Source organism: Pantoea sp. KPR_PJ, assembly GCF_041386365.1.
GTDB lineage: Bacteria > Pseudomonadota > Gammaproteobacteria > Enterobacterales > Enterobacteriaceae > Pantoea.
Map to the genome: position 1 here is coordinate 217,664 of NZ_JABMIK010000007.1, position 14,745 is coordinate 232,408.

Consider the following 14,745-nt stretch of genomic DNA (forward strand, 5'->3'; position numbering starts at 1 on the left):
ATCGCCATGCTGCGCATCGCTCATCTTAATGCGCGTTATGCCGGACGCCCTGCCTTGCAGGATATTAGTCTGCAACTCGATAAGGGTGAGCTGCTGGTGGTGCTGGGCCCGTCTGGCTGCGGCAAAACCACGCTGCTTAATCTGATTGCGGGGTTTTTGCCGGTGGAGTCTGGCAGCATTACGCTGGAGGGCAAACCCATCAGCGGACCGGGTGCAGAGCGTGGCGTCGTATTTCAGCATGAAGGGCTGCTGCCGTGGCGTAACGTGCTGGATAACGTTGCGTTTGGCCTTCAGCTGGCGGGCATAGCGCGCAGCGAACGTAACGCTATCGCCCGCCGCCTGCTTAAAAAGGTAGGGCTGGAAGGGGCAGAAAACCGGCCTGTCTGGCAGCTTTCAGGCGGCCAGCGCCAGCGCGTAGGCATCGCCCGCGCGCTGGCGGCCGATCCGCAGCTGCTGTTGCTTGATGAGCCTTTTGGCGCGCTGGATGCCTTTACGCGCGAGCAGATGCAAACGCTGCTGCTGACGCTATGGCGCGACAGCGGCAAGCAAATCTTGCTGATCACGCACGATATTGAAGAGGCGGTCTTTCTCGCCAGCGAACTGGTGCTGCTCTCGCCGGGACCGGGCCGCATTGTTGAACGCCTGAAACTTAACTTTGGCCAGCGCTTCGCCGCGGGCGAGCCCTGCCGCGCCATCAAATCCGATCCTGCCTTTATTGAAAAGCGTGAATATGTACTGAGCCAGGTATTTGAGCAGCGGGAGGCGTTTGTATGAGCGCGGTAATCAATGACAAAACCCCGGCGGGGCGACGCCGCGTGCGCTGGCCTTTTTCCCGGCAGTTTAGCCTGAGCCTGCTTAGCCTGGCGCTGCTGCTGCTAATCTGGTGGAGCGTCACGGCGCTGGGGCTGATTAGCCCGCTGTTTCTGCCTGCGCCGCAGCAGGTTTTGAGCAAACTGCTGCTGATCGCCAGCCCGCAGGGGTTTATGGATGCCACGCTCTGGCAGCATCTGGCGGCCAGCCTGACGCGTATGCTGATTGCGCTGTTCGCGGCGGCGGCGATCGGTATCCCGACAGGGATCGCCATGGGGCTGAGTAAAACGGCGCGCGGCCTGCTCGATCCGCTGATTGAACTCTATCGCCCGGTGCCGCCACTCGCCTACCTGCCGCTGATGGTGATTTGGTTTGGCATCGGTGAAACCTCAAAAATCCTTCTGATTTATCTGGCTATCTTTGCGCCGGTGACGCTGTCAACGCTGGCAGGCGTGCGAAATACGCAGCAGGTGCGTGTTCGCGCTGCGCAGGCGCTGGGTGCCCGCCGCTGGCAGCTGCTGCGCTTTGTGATTCTGCCGGGGGCGCTGCCGGAGATCCTGACCGGTCTGCGGATCGGGCTGGGCGTTGGCTGGTCGACGCTGGTGGCGGCGGAGCTGATTGCAGCGACGCGCGGGCTCGGCTTTATGGTGCAGTCCGCCGGTGAATTCCTTGCCACCGATGTGGTGCTGGCAGGCATTGCGGTTATTGCGCTGATTGCGTTTACGTTAGAACTCGGGCTGCGCGCCCTGCAGCGTCGGCTGACGCCCTGGAACGGAGAACAACCATGAACGAAAAGCTGAATATCACGGCGCTTGGCCCTTACATTGGCGCGCAGGTCACCCATCTCGATTTAGCGCGGCCGCTGAGCGACAGCCAGTTTGAGCAGCTTTACCATGCGCTGCTGCGCCATCAGGTGCTGTTTTTGCGTGACCAGGTGATTACGCCCCACCAGCAGCGTGCGCTGGCGGCACGCTTCGGCGATCTCCATATTCATCCGGTTTATCCGCACGCCGAAGGCGTTGACGAGATTATCGTGCTGGATACCCATCAGGATAACCCGCCAGACAACGATAACTGGCACACTGATGTCACCTTTATTGATACACCACCCGCAATAGCCATGCTGGCCTCAAAGCTGCTGCCCGCTTCGGGTGGCGATACGCTCTGGACGAGCGGCATTGCCGCGTATGACACGCTGTCGGCTCCGATCAAAACCCTGCTGGAAGGGCTGCACGCCGAACACGACTTTAAGAAATCCTTTCAGGAATATAAATATCGACGCAGCGAGGAGGAGCATCAGCGCTGGCAGCAAGCGGTGGCGAAACATCCACCAGTGCAGCATCCGGTGGTCCGCACGCATCCGGTCAGCGGGCGCAAGGCGCTGTTTGTGAATGAGGGATTTACCACGCGCATCATTGAGCTGAGCGAAAAAGAGAGTCACGCGCTGCTGGAGCTGCTCTATGCCCATGCGACCAAACCGGAGTTTCAGGTGCGCTGGCGCTGGCAGCCGAACGATGTGGCGATCTGGGATAACCGCGTGACGCAGCACTATGCGAATGCAGATTATTATCCGGCAAGGCGAGTGATGCACCGGGCGACGGTGCTGGGGGATCGGCCTTTTTAAGCGGTCTCTGTTAAAATGTCCGTACCGGGCTGCGACGACGTTGCTGCGCCGGTACGATTGTTTTAAGTCTGTAAAAGGCTAAAGGCTAAAGGCTAAAGGCTAAAGGCTAAAGGCTAAAGGCTAAAGGCTAAAGGCTAAAGGCTAAAGGCTAAAGGCCAAAGGCCAAAGGCTAACCGTCAGGAGGCGAGCATCGCCTCCAGCTGCTCCTGCGCATCCAGCCACGCCATCTCGACCTCTTCCAGCGCCGCTTTGCTCTCCGCCTGACGCTGCAACGCCGCGGTTAAGTCGGCTTTGCGCGCGGGATCGTAAATATCGCCGTCGGCGAGCTGGTTTTCCGCTTCGGAGAGCTGGCTCTGCCATTTCGCCATCTGCTTTTCCAGCTTCTCAATCTCTTTGCGCAGCGGCTGCGTCTGAGCGCGCAGTTCAGCGTCGCGGCGCTTCTGATCTTTGCGCGCCTGCGCGCTGTTGCCATTCTCCTGCTTCGGCGCGGCGTTCGCCTGCGCCTGCTGTTTTTGCAGGTCACTTAGCCACTGCTGATAATCTTCCAGATCGCCGGCGAAGACATCGACCTTACCGTCGTGCACCAGATAGAGATCGTCGGTGGTGGCGCGCAGCAGATGGCGATCGTGCGAGACCACCACCAGTGCGCCTTCAAAGTCGATGAGTGCTTCGGTCAGCGCCTGGCGCATATCGAGATCGAGGTGGTTAGTGGGTTCGTCGAGCAGCAGCAGGTTAGGGCGCTGCCAGACGATCAGCGCCAGCACCAGCCGCGCCTTTTCGCCACCGGAGAAGCGCGCGGTCACTTCGCTGACCTTGTCGCCCTGGAAGCCGAAGCCGCCCAGATAGTCGCGCAGCTGCTGCTCCAGCACCTTCGGCGCAATGCGCGCCAGATGCTGCAGTGGCGACTCGTCGCTGCGCAGATACTCCAGCTGATGCTGCGCGAAGTAGCCAAGCTTAATGCCTTTTGCCAGCCCGACCTCGCCGTCGAGCGGGGTCAGCTCGCCCGCCAGCAGCTTAATCAGCGTTGATTTGCCCGCGCCGTTGCGCCCCAGCAGGCCGATGCGCGAGCCCGGCACCAGGTTGAGCTTGATGGCGTCAAGAATAATACGGTCACCGTAGCCAGCGGTGACCTTCTCCATCTTCAGCAGCGGATTGGGCAGGCTTTCCGGCGCACGGAAGCGGAAGCTGAACGGGTTATCGACGTGCGCTGGCGCAATCATCTCCATGCGCTCCAGCATCTTGATGCGGCTCTGCGCCTGCTTTGCCTTGGATGCTTTGGCACGAAAGCGATCGATGTAGCTTTGCAGGTGCGCTACTTTTTCCTGCTGGCTTTCAAACAGCGCCTGCTGCTGGGCCAGCTTCGCTACGCGCTGCCGCTCAAATGAGGTGTAGTTGCCGGTGTATTCAATCAGGCTTTCCTGCTCGATATGAATGATCTTATCGACCACCGGATCGAGAAAGTCGCGGTCGTGCGAGATCAAAATCAGCGTGCCTTCGTAGCTTTTCAGCCAGCGCTCCAGCCAGATTACCGCGTCGAGATCGAGGTGGTTGGTCGGTTCGTCGAGCAGCAGCAGATCGGAACGGCATACCAGCGCCTGTGCCAGGTTTAGGCGCATGCGCCAGCCGCCGGAGAAATCGCTTACCGGGCGCGCCAGCTGCTCCTGGCTAAAGCCGAGTCCGTGCAGAAGGCCAGAGGCACGAGCGTGGATGCTCCAGGCCTGGATCGCGTCGAGCTTGCCGTGCAGCAGGGCAATCGCGTTGCCGTCGTTGCGCTGGTTGGCATCGGCCAGTTCTGCTTCCAGCTGGCGGTATTCACGATCGCCGTCAATGACGTATTCCAGCGCCGCTTTGCTCAGGGCTGGCGTTTCCTGGTTAACCCAGGCCAGCGCCCAGTTTCCGGGAAAGGTCACGCCGCCCGCATCGCTGCTGATCTCGCCTTTTAACAGCGACAGCAGAGTGGATTTGCCGCAGCCGTTTTTACCCACCAGACCCACTTTCTGGCTTGGGTTGATGGTGGCGGAAGCGTTATCAAGCAGCACGCGAACGCCGCGGCGGATTTGCAGAGAAGAGAAGACAATCATAAGCGCCGTATCGTCAGAATATGTTAAATTACACACAACATAATTAGAGTGTATTGCGCATGCATGGTAGCGGAAAACCGCCGCCGTGACGACGCTTTGGAAGAGGATAACTATGTCGCAGCCAGCAAAAGTATTGCTGCTTTACGCGCATCCAGAAACGCAGGAGTCGATAGCCAATCGGGTTCTGCTGCAGTCGGCGCAAAAACAGGAGAATGTCACCGTACACGATCTGTATGCGCACTACCCCGATTTTTTTATTGATATCCATTATGAACAGCAGCTGCTGCGCGAGCATCAGGTGATTGTTTTCCAGCATCCGCTCTACACCTACAGCTGCCCGGCGCTGCTGAAAGAGTGGCTTGATCGCGTGCTGTCGCGCGGCTTCGCCAACGGTGCCGACGGCAACGCGCTGGAAGGCAAATACTGGCGCAGCGTCATCACCACTGGCGAGCCAGAAACGGCCTATCACCAGAGCGGGCTTAACCGCTATCCCGTAGCAGACATCATGCGTCCGTTCGAGCTCACTGCACAGATGTGCCGTATGCACTGGATGACGCCAATGGTGCTCTACTGGGCGCGACGTCAGCCAAAAGAGGTGATGAATCAGTTTGCGCGCGCATACGGCGAATGGCTGGCTGCGCCATTGCCCGACGGAGGTCTGTAATGGAAGGACAAACGCTGCTGACCGCAGGCGTCATTTATCTGGTCGCGGCGGTGCTGATTGTGCCCGTTGCTGCACGGCTGGGGATTGGCGCGGTGCTCGGCTATCTGCTGGCAGGGATTGCTATCGGTCCCTGGGGATTGGGCTTTATCAGTGACGTCGAGGAGATCCTGCACTTCTCCGAGCTGGGCGTAGTGTTTCTGATGTTTATCATCGGTCTGGAGCTAAACCCTTCAAAGCTCTGGTCGCTACGGCGGTCGATTTTTGGCGTGGGTGCGGCGCAGGTGGTGATCTCTGCCGGCATCCTTGGCGCCCTGCTGTGGCTGAGTGACTTTAGCTGGCAGGCGGCGGTGATTGGCGGTATTGGCCTGGCAATGTCCTCAACCGCGATGGCGTTACAGCTGATGCGTGATAAGGGCATGAACCGCAGTGAGGCAGGGCAGCTCGGCTTCTCGGTGCTGCTGTTTCAGGATTTAGCCGTGATCCCGGCGCTGGCGCTGGTGCCGCTGCTGGCAGGCAGCGACAGCGGCAACATTGACTGGATGAAGCTCGGCATGAAGGTGCTGGCGTTCGCTGGCATGCTGGTGGGCGGGCGCTACCTGCTACGACCCATTTTTCGCTTTATCGCTGCTTCTGGCGTGCGCGAGGTCTTTACCGCCGCCGCGCTGCTGCTGGTGCTCGGCTCGGCGCTGTTTATGGATGCGCTTGGACTGTCGATGGCACTGGGGACCTTTATTGCAGGCATCCTGCTGGCAGAGAGCGAATATCGCCACGAACTGGAAGTGGCTATCGACCCCTTTAAAGGGCTGCTGCTCGGCCTCTTCTTTATCTCTGTCGGTATGGCGCTTAATCTGGGCGTGCTTTATACGCACATCATTGAGATCCTGCTTGGCGTATTAATTCTGGTCACGGTGAAAACGCTGGTGCTGTATGTGCTGGCTCGCCTCTACGGGCTGCGCAGCTCCGAGCGTCAGCAGTTTGCCGGCGTGCTGAGCCAGGGCGGAGAATTTGCTTTTGTGCTCTTTTCAGCGGCGTCATCGGTACATCTTTTTTCTGGCGATCAGCTGCCGCTGCTGCTGGTTACGGTGACGCTGTCGATGATGACCACGCCGCTGCTGATGCAGGGAATTGACCGACTGCTGGCGCGTCGCTTTAACGACACCGATGAAGACAGTGAGAAGCCTTTTGTCGAAGATGATCAGCCGCAGGTGATCGTGGTGGGCTTTGGACGAATGGGGCAGGTGGTGGGCCGTCTGCTGATGGCTAATAATAAGAGAATTACGGTACTGGAGCGCGACATCAGTGCAGTGAGCCTGATGCGCAAGTACGGTTACAAGGTCTACTATGGTGATGCCACCGAACTTGAACTGCTGCGTGCTGCGGGTGCCGCCAGCGCACAGTCAATAGTCATTACCTGTAATGAGCCTGAAGATACCATGGCGATTGTGCATCTCTGCCAGCAGCACTTTCCCCAGCTGGAAATCGTTGCGCGGGCACGCGGACGCGTGGAAGCACATGAGCTGCTGCAGGCTGGCGTGACGCAGTTCTCGCGTGAGACTTTTTCCAGCGCGCTGGAGCTGGGACGCAAAGCGCTGATTTCGGTTGGCATGCATCCGCACCAGGCGCAGCGCGCACAGCTCCATTTCCGTCGTCTCGACATGCGTATGCTGCGTGAGCTGATGCCGAATCATACGGATAATGCGCAGATTTCGCGGGTGCGTGAGGCGAGGCGCGAGCTGGAGGATATTTTCCAGCGTGAGATGCAGCGTGAGAAGCGACAAATAGACGACTGGGATGAAGATCAGTAACAGCAACACAGGCGAACTAACATGCGTAAACGATTTATTGCCGGTGCGGTTTGCCCGCACTGTCAGGAAAAAGACACGCTGGCAATGTGGCGTGAAAACAGTGTCGACGTAGTGGAGTGCGTGAAATGCGGGCATCAGATGCGCGAAGCAGACAAGCAGGTTCGCGATCAGGTTCGCAGCCAGGAGCAAGTGATCGGTATTTTCCATCCCGAGTAGCGAAATGGCGCAGCTTTTTTTACGCTTAAACTTACAGCGGGATTGAATTCCGATACAATCGGCGCCACTAAGGCTGAGGTTAACGCGTAGCAAAATGCGCGGCCTCAGCCCCGAACCTTTCTGGTTGGTGTTATTGCACGCAAGAATAGACCAATGAGACGGGATCTCAGTTCTCAACGGTTAGGAGATATCATGAAAGTAGCAAAAGACCTGGTGGTGAGCCTGGCCTATCAGGTACGTACAGAAGATGGTGTGTTGGTTGACGAGTCACCGGTGAGTGCTCCGTTAGACTATCTGCACGGTCATGGTTCCCTGATTTCTGGTCTGGAAAAAGCGCTGGAAAACCATGATGTCGGCGATAAGTTTGACGTGCATATTCCCGCTAACGATGCCTACGGTCAGTATGACGACAACCTGGTACAGCGCGTACCTAAAGACGTCTTTATGGGCGTTGACGAACTGCAGGTCGGCATGCGCTTCCTGGCAGAAACCGATCAGGGCCCGGTTCCGGTTGAAATCACCGAAGTCGAAGACGAGCACGTTGTGGTTGACGGTAACCACATGCTGGCTGGCCAGAACCTGAACTTCAACGTAGAAGTGGTCGCCATCCGTGAAGCCACGGCTGAAGAGCTGGCCCACGGCCACGTTCACGGCGAGAACGGTCATCATCACGACCACGATCATGACCACGATCACGGCAACGGCGGCTGCGGCAGCCACGGCGGTTGCGGCTGCAGCCACTAAGCCAGACGACACCGATAACAAGGCCACCTTCGCAGGTGGCTTTTTTTTGCCTTCAGGCTCCAGATGCGCCAGGAGACTGGCGCGGTAAGCCTCTCACGCGAGCGCAGCCCGCTGACGAAATCAGTAATGAGGCGGCGGCGTCTCTTCCGACTGCGACGCCATCATCGACGGCGCGGCCGCCTTTAGCTTGTCCAGCAGCAGCCGCTGCTGTTCGCGCATCTTCGCCATCTCCAGCTCATGCTGAACCACCGTCTGATTGAGCTGATCGATGGTTAGCTCCTGAAAGGCCAGCTTGCTTTCCAGCGCCTCAAGCCGTTGTTCCCACTCTGATTGTTGCATGATCGCTCCTCAATTATGGCGTTGCGACTATCGCATCCGGCGCAGATTCTACGTTTTCTCCTGCCAGAATCACCCGATTTTTTACCGCTTCGCCGGTAAAGGGTTGAATATGGGCGCTGGCATCATCATCTCTGATGAAACTTCCTGATGCAAAAAAGGTCGGAGGTTAACCAGGTAATTACGCTGCGGGAGTTTTCGCCACTGCCGCGTACCGTTATAGTGTGGAGCTTTAGTCCGCAATAGTTGCCGAGGTCACACGCTTCGGTTTTGGAGAAAGGATGAAATCACTGTTTAAAGTCACATTGTTAGCTACCACCATGGCCGTTGCGCTGAACGCGCCGCTGGCGATGGCTGCCGAAACGACCGCAGCCCCTGCTGCGACCGATGCGGCACCGCAGGCACCGAAAAATGCGGCCTTCAAAAACGAAGACCAGCAATCAGCCTACGCATTGGGCGCCTCGCTGGGTCGCTACATGGACAACTCCCTGAAGGAACAGGAAAAACTGGGCATCAAGCTGGATAAAGATCAGCTGATTTCGGGCGTTCAGGACGCGTTTGCCGGTAAGAGCAAACTTTCTGACCAGGAAATCGAGCAGACGTTGCAGGCCTTCGAAGGCCGTGTGAAAGGCGCTGCGCAGGCGAAAATGGAGAAAGATGCGAAAGAGAACGCGGATAAAGGCACCGCTTTCGCTGACAAATTCGCTAAAGAGAGCGGCGTGAAGAAAACCGAGTCTGGCCTGCTCTATAAAGTAGAGAAAGAGGGCAGCGGTGACGCACCGAAAGACAGCGATACGGTCGTGGTGAACTACAAAGGCACGCTGATTGACGGTACGGAGTTTGATAACTCCTATACCCGCGGCGAACCGCTCTCCTTCCGTCTTGACGGCGTGATTCCGGGCTGGACCGAAGGCCTGAAGCACGTTAAAAAAGGTGGCAAGATCAAGCTGGTTATCCCACCGCAGCTGGCCTACGGCAAAAACGGCGTACCAGGTATCCCGGCCAACTCTACGCTGGTATTTGATGTTGAACTGCTCGACATTAAACCTGCACCTAAGGCAGATGAGAAAGCGCAGGCGCCCGCCGCCGACGCGAAGAAGTCGCAATAATCTGTTCACCGCCGCCTTCGGGCGGCGGTTTCATTTCGTCTGAACGACAAAGCTCTGGCATAAGCAGGCGACATTTGCCAGACTATCGACTGCATAACTTTCCCAATAAAAGAGTCTGCCCGCTGCGCTGAGACAGGCTCCAGCCATTTAGGGTAATGTCTTCGATGTCAAATCCATTCAATCCCGGCGAACTGAGCGACTTCGATTTACTGGAGCAGCGCCCGTTTGAGCAAACGGACTACGATATTCTTAAATCCTACGAAGCGGTCGTTGATGGCCTGGCTATGTTGATCGGCTCGCACTGTGAAATCGTGCTTCACTCGCTGGAAGACCTGAAGTGTTCGGCGGTACGTATCGCCAACGGCGAACATACCGGCCGTAAGGTGGGCTCACCGATTACCGATCTGGCACTGCGTATGCTTCACGATATGCATGGTGCAGACAGCAACGTTTCCCGCGCCTATTTTACGCGTGCCAAAAGCGGCGTGCTGATGAAATCGGTGACGATAGCTATTCGCAACCGCCAGCAGCGCGTTATCGGGCTGCTTTGCATCAACATGAACCTCGACGTACCCTTCTCGCAGATTATGTCGACGTTTATGCCGCCGGAAATGCAGCAGGTGGATTCCAGCGTCAACTTTGCCAGCTCGGTCGAGGATCTGGTGACCCAGACGCTGGAGTTCACCATTGAGGAAGTCAGCGCCGATCGCAACGTTTCCAATAACGCCAAGAATCGCCAGATCGTGCTGAACCTGTATGAAAAAGGCATTTTCGACATAAAAGATGCCATCAGTCAGGTTGCCGATCGCCTGAATATCTCCAGGCATACCGTCTACCTCTATATTCGCCAGTTTAAAAATGGCGACTTCCAGGGGCAGGAGCGCTGATGCGCTATACCTTGCTGGTCACCGGTCCGGCATACGGTACACAGCAGTCCAGCAGCGCACTGCTTTTTGCGCGTGCGCTGCTGGCGGCTGGCCATCAGCTGGAGAGCGTCTTTTTTTATCGTGAAGGCGTGCTGAACGCCAACCAACTGACGGCACCAGCCAGCGATGAGACGGATATTGTCCGCGCCTGGCTTGCGTTACATCAGGAGCAGGGCGTGGCACTCAACATTTGCGTCGCGGCCGCGCTGCGCCGCGGGGTTACCAACGCGCAGGAGGCGGAACGGTTGCAGCTGGCTGGCAGCAATCTGCAGCCGGGATTTGAACTCAGTGGCCTGGGCGCGCTGGCTGAAGCCGCACTCAGCTGCGATCGACTGGTACAGTTTTAATGAATCGCGTCGCCTTTGTTTTTACTCGCTCGCCGCACGGCAGCAGCGCAGGCAGGGAAGGTCTTGATGCCGCGCTGGCAACAGGGGCGCTGAGCGAATCCATTGGTCTGTTTTTTGTCGGTGATGGGGTGCTGCAGCTTATGCCTGACCAGCAGCCGGAAGCCATTCTGTCTCGCAACCATGCGCCAACCTTTGGTGTGCTGGCGCTGTACGATATTGAACACTGCTACATTAGCCGCGAGGCGTTGCGCGAGCGCGGTCTGGCAGAGGAGAGTGCCCGCATAATGGATGTCAGCATTCTTGAGGCGTCTGCGCTACGGCAACAGCTGGCCACATACGACCGCATAATAACTTTTTGAGAGCGCACTATGCTGCATACCCTGATGCATTCTCCTACACACAGCGATATGGATAGCCTGCTGTTGCTGCTGACGGCAGAGGACGATCTGTTGCTGATGCAGGACGGCGTATTGGGCGCTCTGGAGGGGAGCAGTGCGCTACACCAGCTGCTGACGTCATCTGCCGGGTTATGGGTACTTACCGAAGACGTGACTGCCCGCGGTCTTGCTGGTCAAATTTCCACCAAAGTGAGGCCGGTGGACTATACTGGTTTCGTCACGCTTACTGAAAAACATCAGCAGCAAATGACCTGGTAATGTCGCAAAGCCTGGTTATTTCTTGACACCCTATTGGCTCAGCCCTAAAATTCTGCGTCCTCGTAGTTATACGGGGCGATTTATTACGTGTTTACGAAGCAAAAGCAAATCCAGGAGCTATTTAATGGCAACAGTTAACCAGCTGGTTCGCAAACCACGCGTACGCAAAGTTGCAAAGAGCAACGTGCCTGCGCTGGAAGCTTGCCCGCAAAAACGTGGCGTTTGTACTCGTGTGTACACCACCACTCCGAAAAAACCGAACTCCGCACTGCGTAAAGTTTGCCGTGTTCGTCTGACTAACGGTTTTGAAGTAACCTCCTACATCGGTGGTGAAGGTCATAACCTGCAGGAGCACTCCGTGATCCTGATCCGTGGCGGTCGTGTTAAAGACCTGCCAGGTGTGCGTTACCACACCGTTCGTGGCGCGCTGGACTGCTCAGGTGTTAAAGACCGTAAGCAGGCTCGCTCCAAGTACGGCGTGAAGAAGCCAAAGGCTTAATGGTTCTCCGTTAAGTAAGGCCAAACGTTTTAACTTAAATGTCAAACTAAACTCGTAGAGTTTTGGACAATCCTGAATTAACAACGGAGTATTTCCATGCCACGTCGTCGCGTCATTGGTCAGCGTAAAATTCTGCCGGATCCTAAGTTCGGATCAGAGCTGCTGGCTAAATTTGTAAATATCCTGATGGTAGATGGTAAAAAATCTACTGCTGAATCAATCGTTTATACCGCGCTTGAGACCCTGGCTCAGCGTTCTGGTAAAAACGAGCTGGAAGCCTTTGAAGTAGCCCTCGAAAACGTACGTCCGACTGTCGAAGTTAAGTCACGTCGCGTTGGTGGTTCTACCTATCAGGTACCAGTTGAAGTCCGTCCGGTTCGTCGTAATGCCCTGGCAATGCGCTGGATCGTAGAAGCTGCTCGTAAACGCGGTGATAAATCTATGGCTCTCCGCCTGGCGAACGAACTTTCTGACGCTGCAGAAAACAAAGGTACTGCAGTCAAGAAACGTGAAGACGTTCACCGTATGGCTGAAGCTAACAAGGCGTTCGCTCACTACCGCTGGTAATCGCCACGTAGTTGTTGTTAAACCAGCGGGCGTGCAAAATGCTAACCCGCTGGGTTCGACTAATTTTGAACGTCCGAGAATCAGAGGAATCAAATGGCTCGTACAACACCCATTGCGCGCTACCGTAACATCGGTATCAGCGCACACATCGACGCCGGTAAAACCACTACTACCGAGCGTATCCTGTTCTACACCGGTGTTAACCACAAAATCGGTGAAGTGCATGATGGCGCAGCGACCATGGACTGGATGGCTCAGGAGCAGGAGCGTGGTATCACTATCACCTCTGCAGCAACCACCGCGTTCTGGTCCGGTATGGCTAAACAGTTTGAGCCGCACCGTATCAACATCATCGACACCCCGGGACACGTTGACTTCACCATCGAAGTAGAACGTTCCATGCGTGTGCTCGACGGCGCAGTAATGGTTTACTGTGCAGTAGGTGGCGTGCAGCCGCAGTCTGAGACCGTATGGCGTCAGGCGAACAAATATAAAGTTCCGCGTATCGCGTTCGTTAACAAAATGGACCGTATGGGCGCGAACTTCCTGAAAGTTGTTGGTCAGATCGAATCTCGTCTGGGCGCGACTCCGGTTCCGCTTCAGCTGGCTATCGGCGCTGAAGAGAACTTCACCGGTGTTGTTGACCTGGTCAAGATGAAAGCCATCAACTGGAACGACGCAGATCAGGGCGTTACCTTCGTTTACGAAGATATCCCGGCAGAAATGCAGGATCTGGCTGAAGAGTGGCGCGGCAAGCTGGTCGAAGCAGCAGCAGAAGCCTCTGAAGAGCTGATGGAGAAATTCTTCAGCGGCGAAGAGCTGAGCGAAGAAGAGATCAAAACCGCTCTGCGTCAGCGCGTACTGCGCAACGAAATCATCCTGGTTACCTGTGGTTCTGCATTTAAGAACAAAGGTGTTCAGGCGATGCTGGATGCGGTAGTTGAATACCTGCCAGCTCCGACTGACGTTCCTGCAATCAACGGTATGCTGGACGACGGTAAAGATACTCCGGCTGAGCGTCACGCTGATGACAGCGAGCCGTTCTCTGCGCTGGCGTTCAAAATTGCCAACGACCCGTTCGTGGGCAACCTGACCTTCTTCCGCGTGTACTCTGGCGTGGTGAACTCAGGTGACACCGTACTGAACTCAGTGAAATCTGCGCGTGAGCGTTTTGGCCGTATCGTACAGATGCACGCTAACAAACGTGAAGAGATCAGCGAAGTTCGTGCAGGCGACATCGCCGCGGCAATCGGTCTGAAAGACGTGATTACCGGTGACACCCTGTGTGATCCGAGCAGCCCGATTATCCTGGAACGTATGGAGTTCCCGGAGCCGGTAATTTCTATCGCCGTTGAGCCGAAAACCAAAGCTGACCAGGAAAAAATGGGTCTGGCTCTGGGTCGTCTGGCTAAAGAAGACCCGTCATTCCGCGTATGGACTGACGAAGAGTCTAACCAGACCATCATCGCCGGTATGGGTGAGCTGCACCTCGACATCATCGTTGACCGCATGAAGCGCGAATTCAACGTTGAAGCGAACGTGGGCAAACCGCAGGTAGCTTATCGCGAAGCTATTCGCACCAAAGTTACCGACGTCGAAGGTAAGCACGCTAAACAGTCTGGTGGTCGCGGTCAGTACGGTCATGTTGTTATCGACATGTACCCGCTGGAGCCGGGTTCAAACCCGAAAGGCTACGAATTTATCAACGATATCAAAGGCGGTGTGATTCCTGGCGAATACATTCCTGCGGTTGATAAAGGCATCCAGGAACAGCTGAAATCTGGCCCGCTGGCAGGTTATCCGGTTGTTGATCTGGGCGTGCGTCTGCACTTCGGTTCTTACCATGATGTCGACTCCTCTGAACTGGCGTTTAAACTGGCCGCTTCTATCGCCTTTAAAGATGGCTTTAAGAAAGCACAGCCAGTCCTGCTTGAGCCGATCATGAAGGTTGAAGTAGAGACTCCGGAAGAGAACACCGGTGACGTCATCGGTGACCTTAGCCGTCGTCGTGGTATGCTGAAAGGGCAGGAATCTAACGCTACCGGCGTTCAGATTCACGCTGAAGTTCCGCTGTCTGAAATGTTCGGATACGCGACGCAGTTGCGTTCTCTGACGAAAGGCCGTGCTTCTTACTCCATGGAGTTCCTGAAGTACGATGATGCGCCGAACAACGTCGCTCAGGCCGTTATTGAAGCTCGTAGCAAATAAGGCTACGGTTTAAAAATTGTGAACAGATGCCTTCATCAATGATGAAGGCATAACAGTAAGGATTATCGCCATGGCGAAAGAGCAATTTCAACGTAACAAACTGCACGTAAACGTGGGCACCATCGGTCACGTTGACCACGGTAAAACCACCCT

18 protein-coding genes are annotated in these 14,745 nt (G+C 56.2%); 16 read left to right on the forward strand and 2 right to left on the reverse strand.

The window, feature by feature from the left end; translation table 11 throughout:
- Window positions 1-6 precede the first annotated feature (6 nt).
- Genes tauB through tauD form a run of 3 tightly spaced genes read left to right on the forward strand, consistent with a single transcriptional unit; the run spans window position 7 to window position 2,434 of the window.
- Window positions 7-774: a taurine ABC transporter ATP-binding subunit gene (tauB, locus tag HP564_RS15750; protein ID WP_371244612.1), complete on the forward strand. Its 768-nt coding sequence runs from the start codon at window positions 7-9 to the stop codon at window positions 772-774.
- The gene (tauC, locus tag HP564_RS15755) at window positions 771-1,598 is read left to right on the forward strand and encodes a taurine ABC transporter permease TauC (protein WP_371244614.1); all 828 of its coding nucleotides are present in this window, start codon (window positions 771-773) and stop codon (window positions 1,596-1,598) included. The genes tauB and tauC overlap by 4 nt, the downstream gene beginning before the upstream one ends.
- Complete coding sequence (gene tauD / locus HP564_RS15760; protein WP_371244616.1) at window positions 1,595-2,434, forward strand: taurine dioxygenase; 840 nt, start codon at window positions 1,595-1,597, stop codon at window positions 2,432-2,434. Before tauC ends, tauD begins: the two co-directional genes overlap by 4 nt.
- Before the next feature lie 176 nt (window positions 2,435-2,610).
- Here the strand turns inward: tauD and HP564_RS15765 are convergent, their stop codons facing one another.
- Window positions 2,611-4,515 (reverse strand): ABC transporter ATP-binding protein, encoded by a 1,905-nt coding sequence (locus HP564_RS15765; protein ID WP_371244618.1) that lies wholly within the window; start codon window positions 4,513-4,515, stop codon window positions 2,611-2,613.
- Between the two features lie 112 nt (window positions 4,516-4,627).
- Between HP564_RS15765 and kefG the strand changes: the two genes are divergently transcribed.
- The 4 genes from kefG (at window position 4,628) to slyD (ending at window position 7,944) form a co-directional block, all read left to right on the forward strand.
- Window positions 4,628-5,179 (forward strand): glutathione-regulated potassium-efflux system ancillary protein KefG, encoded by a 552-nt coding sequence (gene kefG, locus HP564_RS15770; RefSeq protein WP_371244620.1) that lies wholly within the window; start codon window positions 4,628-4,630, stop codon window positions 5,177-5,179.
- Entirely contained in the window at window positions 5,179-6,984 is a 1,806-nt protein-coding gene (kefB, locus tag HP564_RS15775) for a glutathione-regulated potassium-efflux system protein KefB (protein ID WP_371244621.1), read from the forward strand. Before kefG ends, kefB begins: the two co-directional genes overlap by 1 nt.
- 21 nt (window positions 6,985-7,005) lie before the next feature.
- Window positions 7,006-7,200 (forward strand): YheV family putative zinc ribbon protein, encoded by a 195-nt coding sequence (locus HP564_RS15780; protein WP_371244623.1) that lies wholly within the window; start codon window positions 7,006-7,008, stop codon window positions 7,198-7,200.
- A gap of 192 nt (window positions 7,201-7,392) precedes the next feature.
- Window positions 7,393-7,944, forward strand: coding sequence for a peptidylprolyl isomerase (gene slyD / locus HP564_RS15785; RefSeq protein WP_371244625.1), 552 nt, complete (start codon window positions 7,393-7,395; stop codon window positions 7,942-7,944).
- Window positions 7,945-8,064: 120 nt separating this feature from the next.
- On the opposite strand, the gene HP564_RS15790 is transcribed toward slyD, so the two are convergent.
- Window positions 8,065-8,283, reverse strand: coding sequence for a SlyX family protein (locus HP564_RS15790; protein WP_371244627.1), 219 nt, complete (start codon window positions 8,281-8,283; stop codon window positions 8,065-8,067).
- 278 nt (window positions 8,284-8,561) lie between these two features.
- Between HP564_RS15790 and fkpA the strand changes: the two genes are divergently transcribed.
- From fkpA to HP564_RS15835, 9 genes are all read left to right on the forward strand, one after another.
- Window positions 8,562-9,389 carry an FKBP-type peptidyl-prolyl cis-trans isomerase gene (fkpA, locus tag HP564_RS15795; protein ID WP_371244629.1) on the forward strand — a complete coding sequence of 276 codons (828 nt, stop codon included), beginning with the start codon at window positions 8,562-8,564 and terminating at the stop codon, window positions 9,387-9,389.
- 164 nt (window positions 9,390-9,553) lie between these two features.
- A complete protein-coding gene (locus tag HP564_RS15800) occupies window positions 9,554-10,276 on the forward strand; it encodes a transcriptional regulator (protein WP_371244631.1) in 723 nt (240 codons plus the stop codon).
- Window positions 10,276-10,662 carry a sulfurtransferase complex subunit TusD gene (gene tusD / locus HP564_RS15805; RefSeq protein WP_371244633.1) on the forward strand — a complete coding sequence of 129 codons (387 nt, stop codon included), beginning with the start codon at window positions 10,276-10,278 and terminating at the stop codon, window positions 10,660-10,662. The genes HP564_RS15800 and tusD overlap by 1 nt, the downstream gene beginning before the upstream one ends.
- Window positions 10,662-11,021 (forward strand): sulfurtransferase complex subunit TusC, encoded by a 360-nt coding sequence (gene tusC / locus HP564_RS15810; protein ID WP_371244635.1) that lies wholly within the window; start codon window positions 10,662-10,664, stop codon window positions 11,019-11,021. Before tusD ends, tusC begins: the two co-directional genes overlap by 1 nt.
- Window positions 11,022-11,030: 9 nt before the next feature.
- On the forward strand, window positions 11,031-11,318 hold the full coding sequence (tusB, locus tag HP564_RS15815) for a sulfurtransferase complex subunit TusB (protein WP_371244637.1): 288 nt from the start codon (window positions 11,031-11,033) through the stop codon (window positions 11,316-11,318).
- A 124-nt stretch (window positions 11,319-11,442) separates the two neighbouring features.
- Window positions 11,443-11,817 carry a 30S ribosomal protein S12 gene (rpsL, locus tag HP564_RS15820; RefSeq protein WP_003852912.1) on the forward strand — a complete coding sequence of 125 codons (375 nt, stop codon included), beginning with the start codon at window positions 11,443-11,445 and terminating at the stop codon, window positions 11,815-11,817.
- Between the two features lie 96 nt (window positions 11,818-11,913).
- Window positions 11,914-12,384: a 30S ribosomal protein S7 gene (gene rpsG / locus HP564_RS15825; RefSeq protein ID WP_013510774.1), complete on the forward strand. Its 471-nt coding sequence runs from the start codon at window positions 11,914-11,916 to the stop codon at window positions 12,382-12,384.
- 93 nt (window positions 12,385-12,477) lie between these two features.
- A complete protein-coding gene (fusA, locus tag HP564_RS15830; RefSeq protein ID WP_371244640.1) occupies window positions 12,478-14,592 on the forward strand; it encodes an elongation factor G in 2,115 nt (704 codons plus the stop codon).
- A gap of 70 nt (window positions 14,593-14,662) precedes the next feature.
- The coding region (locus tag HP564_RS15835; RefSeq protein ID WP_332459973.1) for a GTP-binding protein at window positions 14,663-14,745 on the forward strand (83 nt) is incomplete at its 3' end.

Excerpts from the sequence above, each read along its gene's own strand:
- tusC (WP_371244635.1), top strand. The coding sequence starts at position 10,662 with ATGAATCGCGTCGCCTTTGTTTTTACTCGCTCGCCGCACGGCAGCAGC.
- HP564_RS15800 (WP_371244631.1), top strand. The coding sequence starts at position 9,554 with ATGTCAAATCCATTCAATCCCGGCGAACTGAGCGACTTCGATTTACTG.
- slyD (WP_371244625.1), top strand. The coding sequence starts at position 7,393 with ATGAAAGTAGCAAAAGACCTGGTGGTGAGCCTGGCCTATCAGGTACGT.
- tusB (WP_371244637.1), top strand. The coding sequence starts at position 11,031 with ATGCTGCATACCCTGATGCATTCTCCTACACACAGCGATATGGATAGC.
- HP564_RS15780 (WP_371244623.1), top strand. The coding sequence starts at position 7,006 with ATGCGTAAACGATTTATTGCCGGTGCGGTTTGCCCGCACTGTCAGGAA.
- tauC (WP_371244614.1), top strand. The coding sequence starts at position 771 with ATGAGCGCGGTAATCAATGACAAAACCCCGGCGGGGCGACGCCGCGTG.
- rpsL (WP_003852912.1), top strand. The coding sequence starts at position 11,443 with ATGGCAACAGTTAACCAGCTGGTTCGCAAACCACGCGTACGCAAAGTT.
- kefG (WP_371244620.1), top strand. The coding sequence starts at position 4,628 with ATGTCGCAGCCAGCAAAAGTATTGCTGCTTTACGCGCATCCAGAAACG.
- tauD (WP_371244616.1), top strand. The coding sequence starts at position 1,595 with ATGAACGAAAAGCTGAATATCACGGCGCTTGGCCCTTACATTGGCGCG.
- tauB (WP_371244612.1), top strand. The coding sequence starts at position 7 with ATGCTGCGCATCGCTCATCTTAATGCGCGTTATGCCGGACGCCCTGCC.
- tusD (WP_371244633.1), top strand. The coding sequence starts at position 10,276 with ATGCGCTATACCTTGCTGGTCACCGGTCCGGCATACGGTACACAGCAG.
- fusA (WP_371244640.1), top strand. The coding sequence starts at position 12,478 with ATGGCTCGTACAACACCCATTGCGCGCTACCGTAACATCGGTATCAGC.
- kefB (WP_371244621.1), top strand. The coding sequence starts at position 5,179 with ATGGAAGGACAAACGCTGCTGACCGCAGGCGTCATTTATCTGGTCGCG.
- HP564_RS15765 (WP_371244618.1), bottom strand. The coding sequence starts at position 4,515 with ATGATTGTCTTCTCTTCTCTGCAAATCCGCCGCGGCGTTCGCGTGCTG.
- HP564_RS15790 (WP_371244627.1), bottom strand. The coding sequence starts at position 8,283 with ATGCAACAATCAGAGTGGGAACAACGGCTTGAGGCGCTGGAAAGCAAG.
- rpsG (WP_013510774.1), top strand. The coding sequence starts at position 11,914 with ATGCCACGTCGTCGCGTCATTGGTCAGCGTAAAATTCTGCCGGATCCT.
- fkpA (WP_371244629.1), top strand. The coding sequence starts at position 8,562 with ATGAAATCACTGTTTAAAGTCACATTGTTAGCTACCACCATGGCCGTT.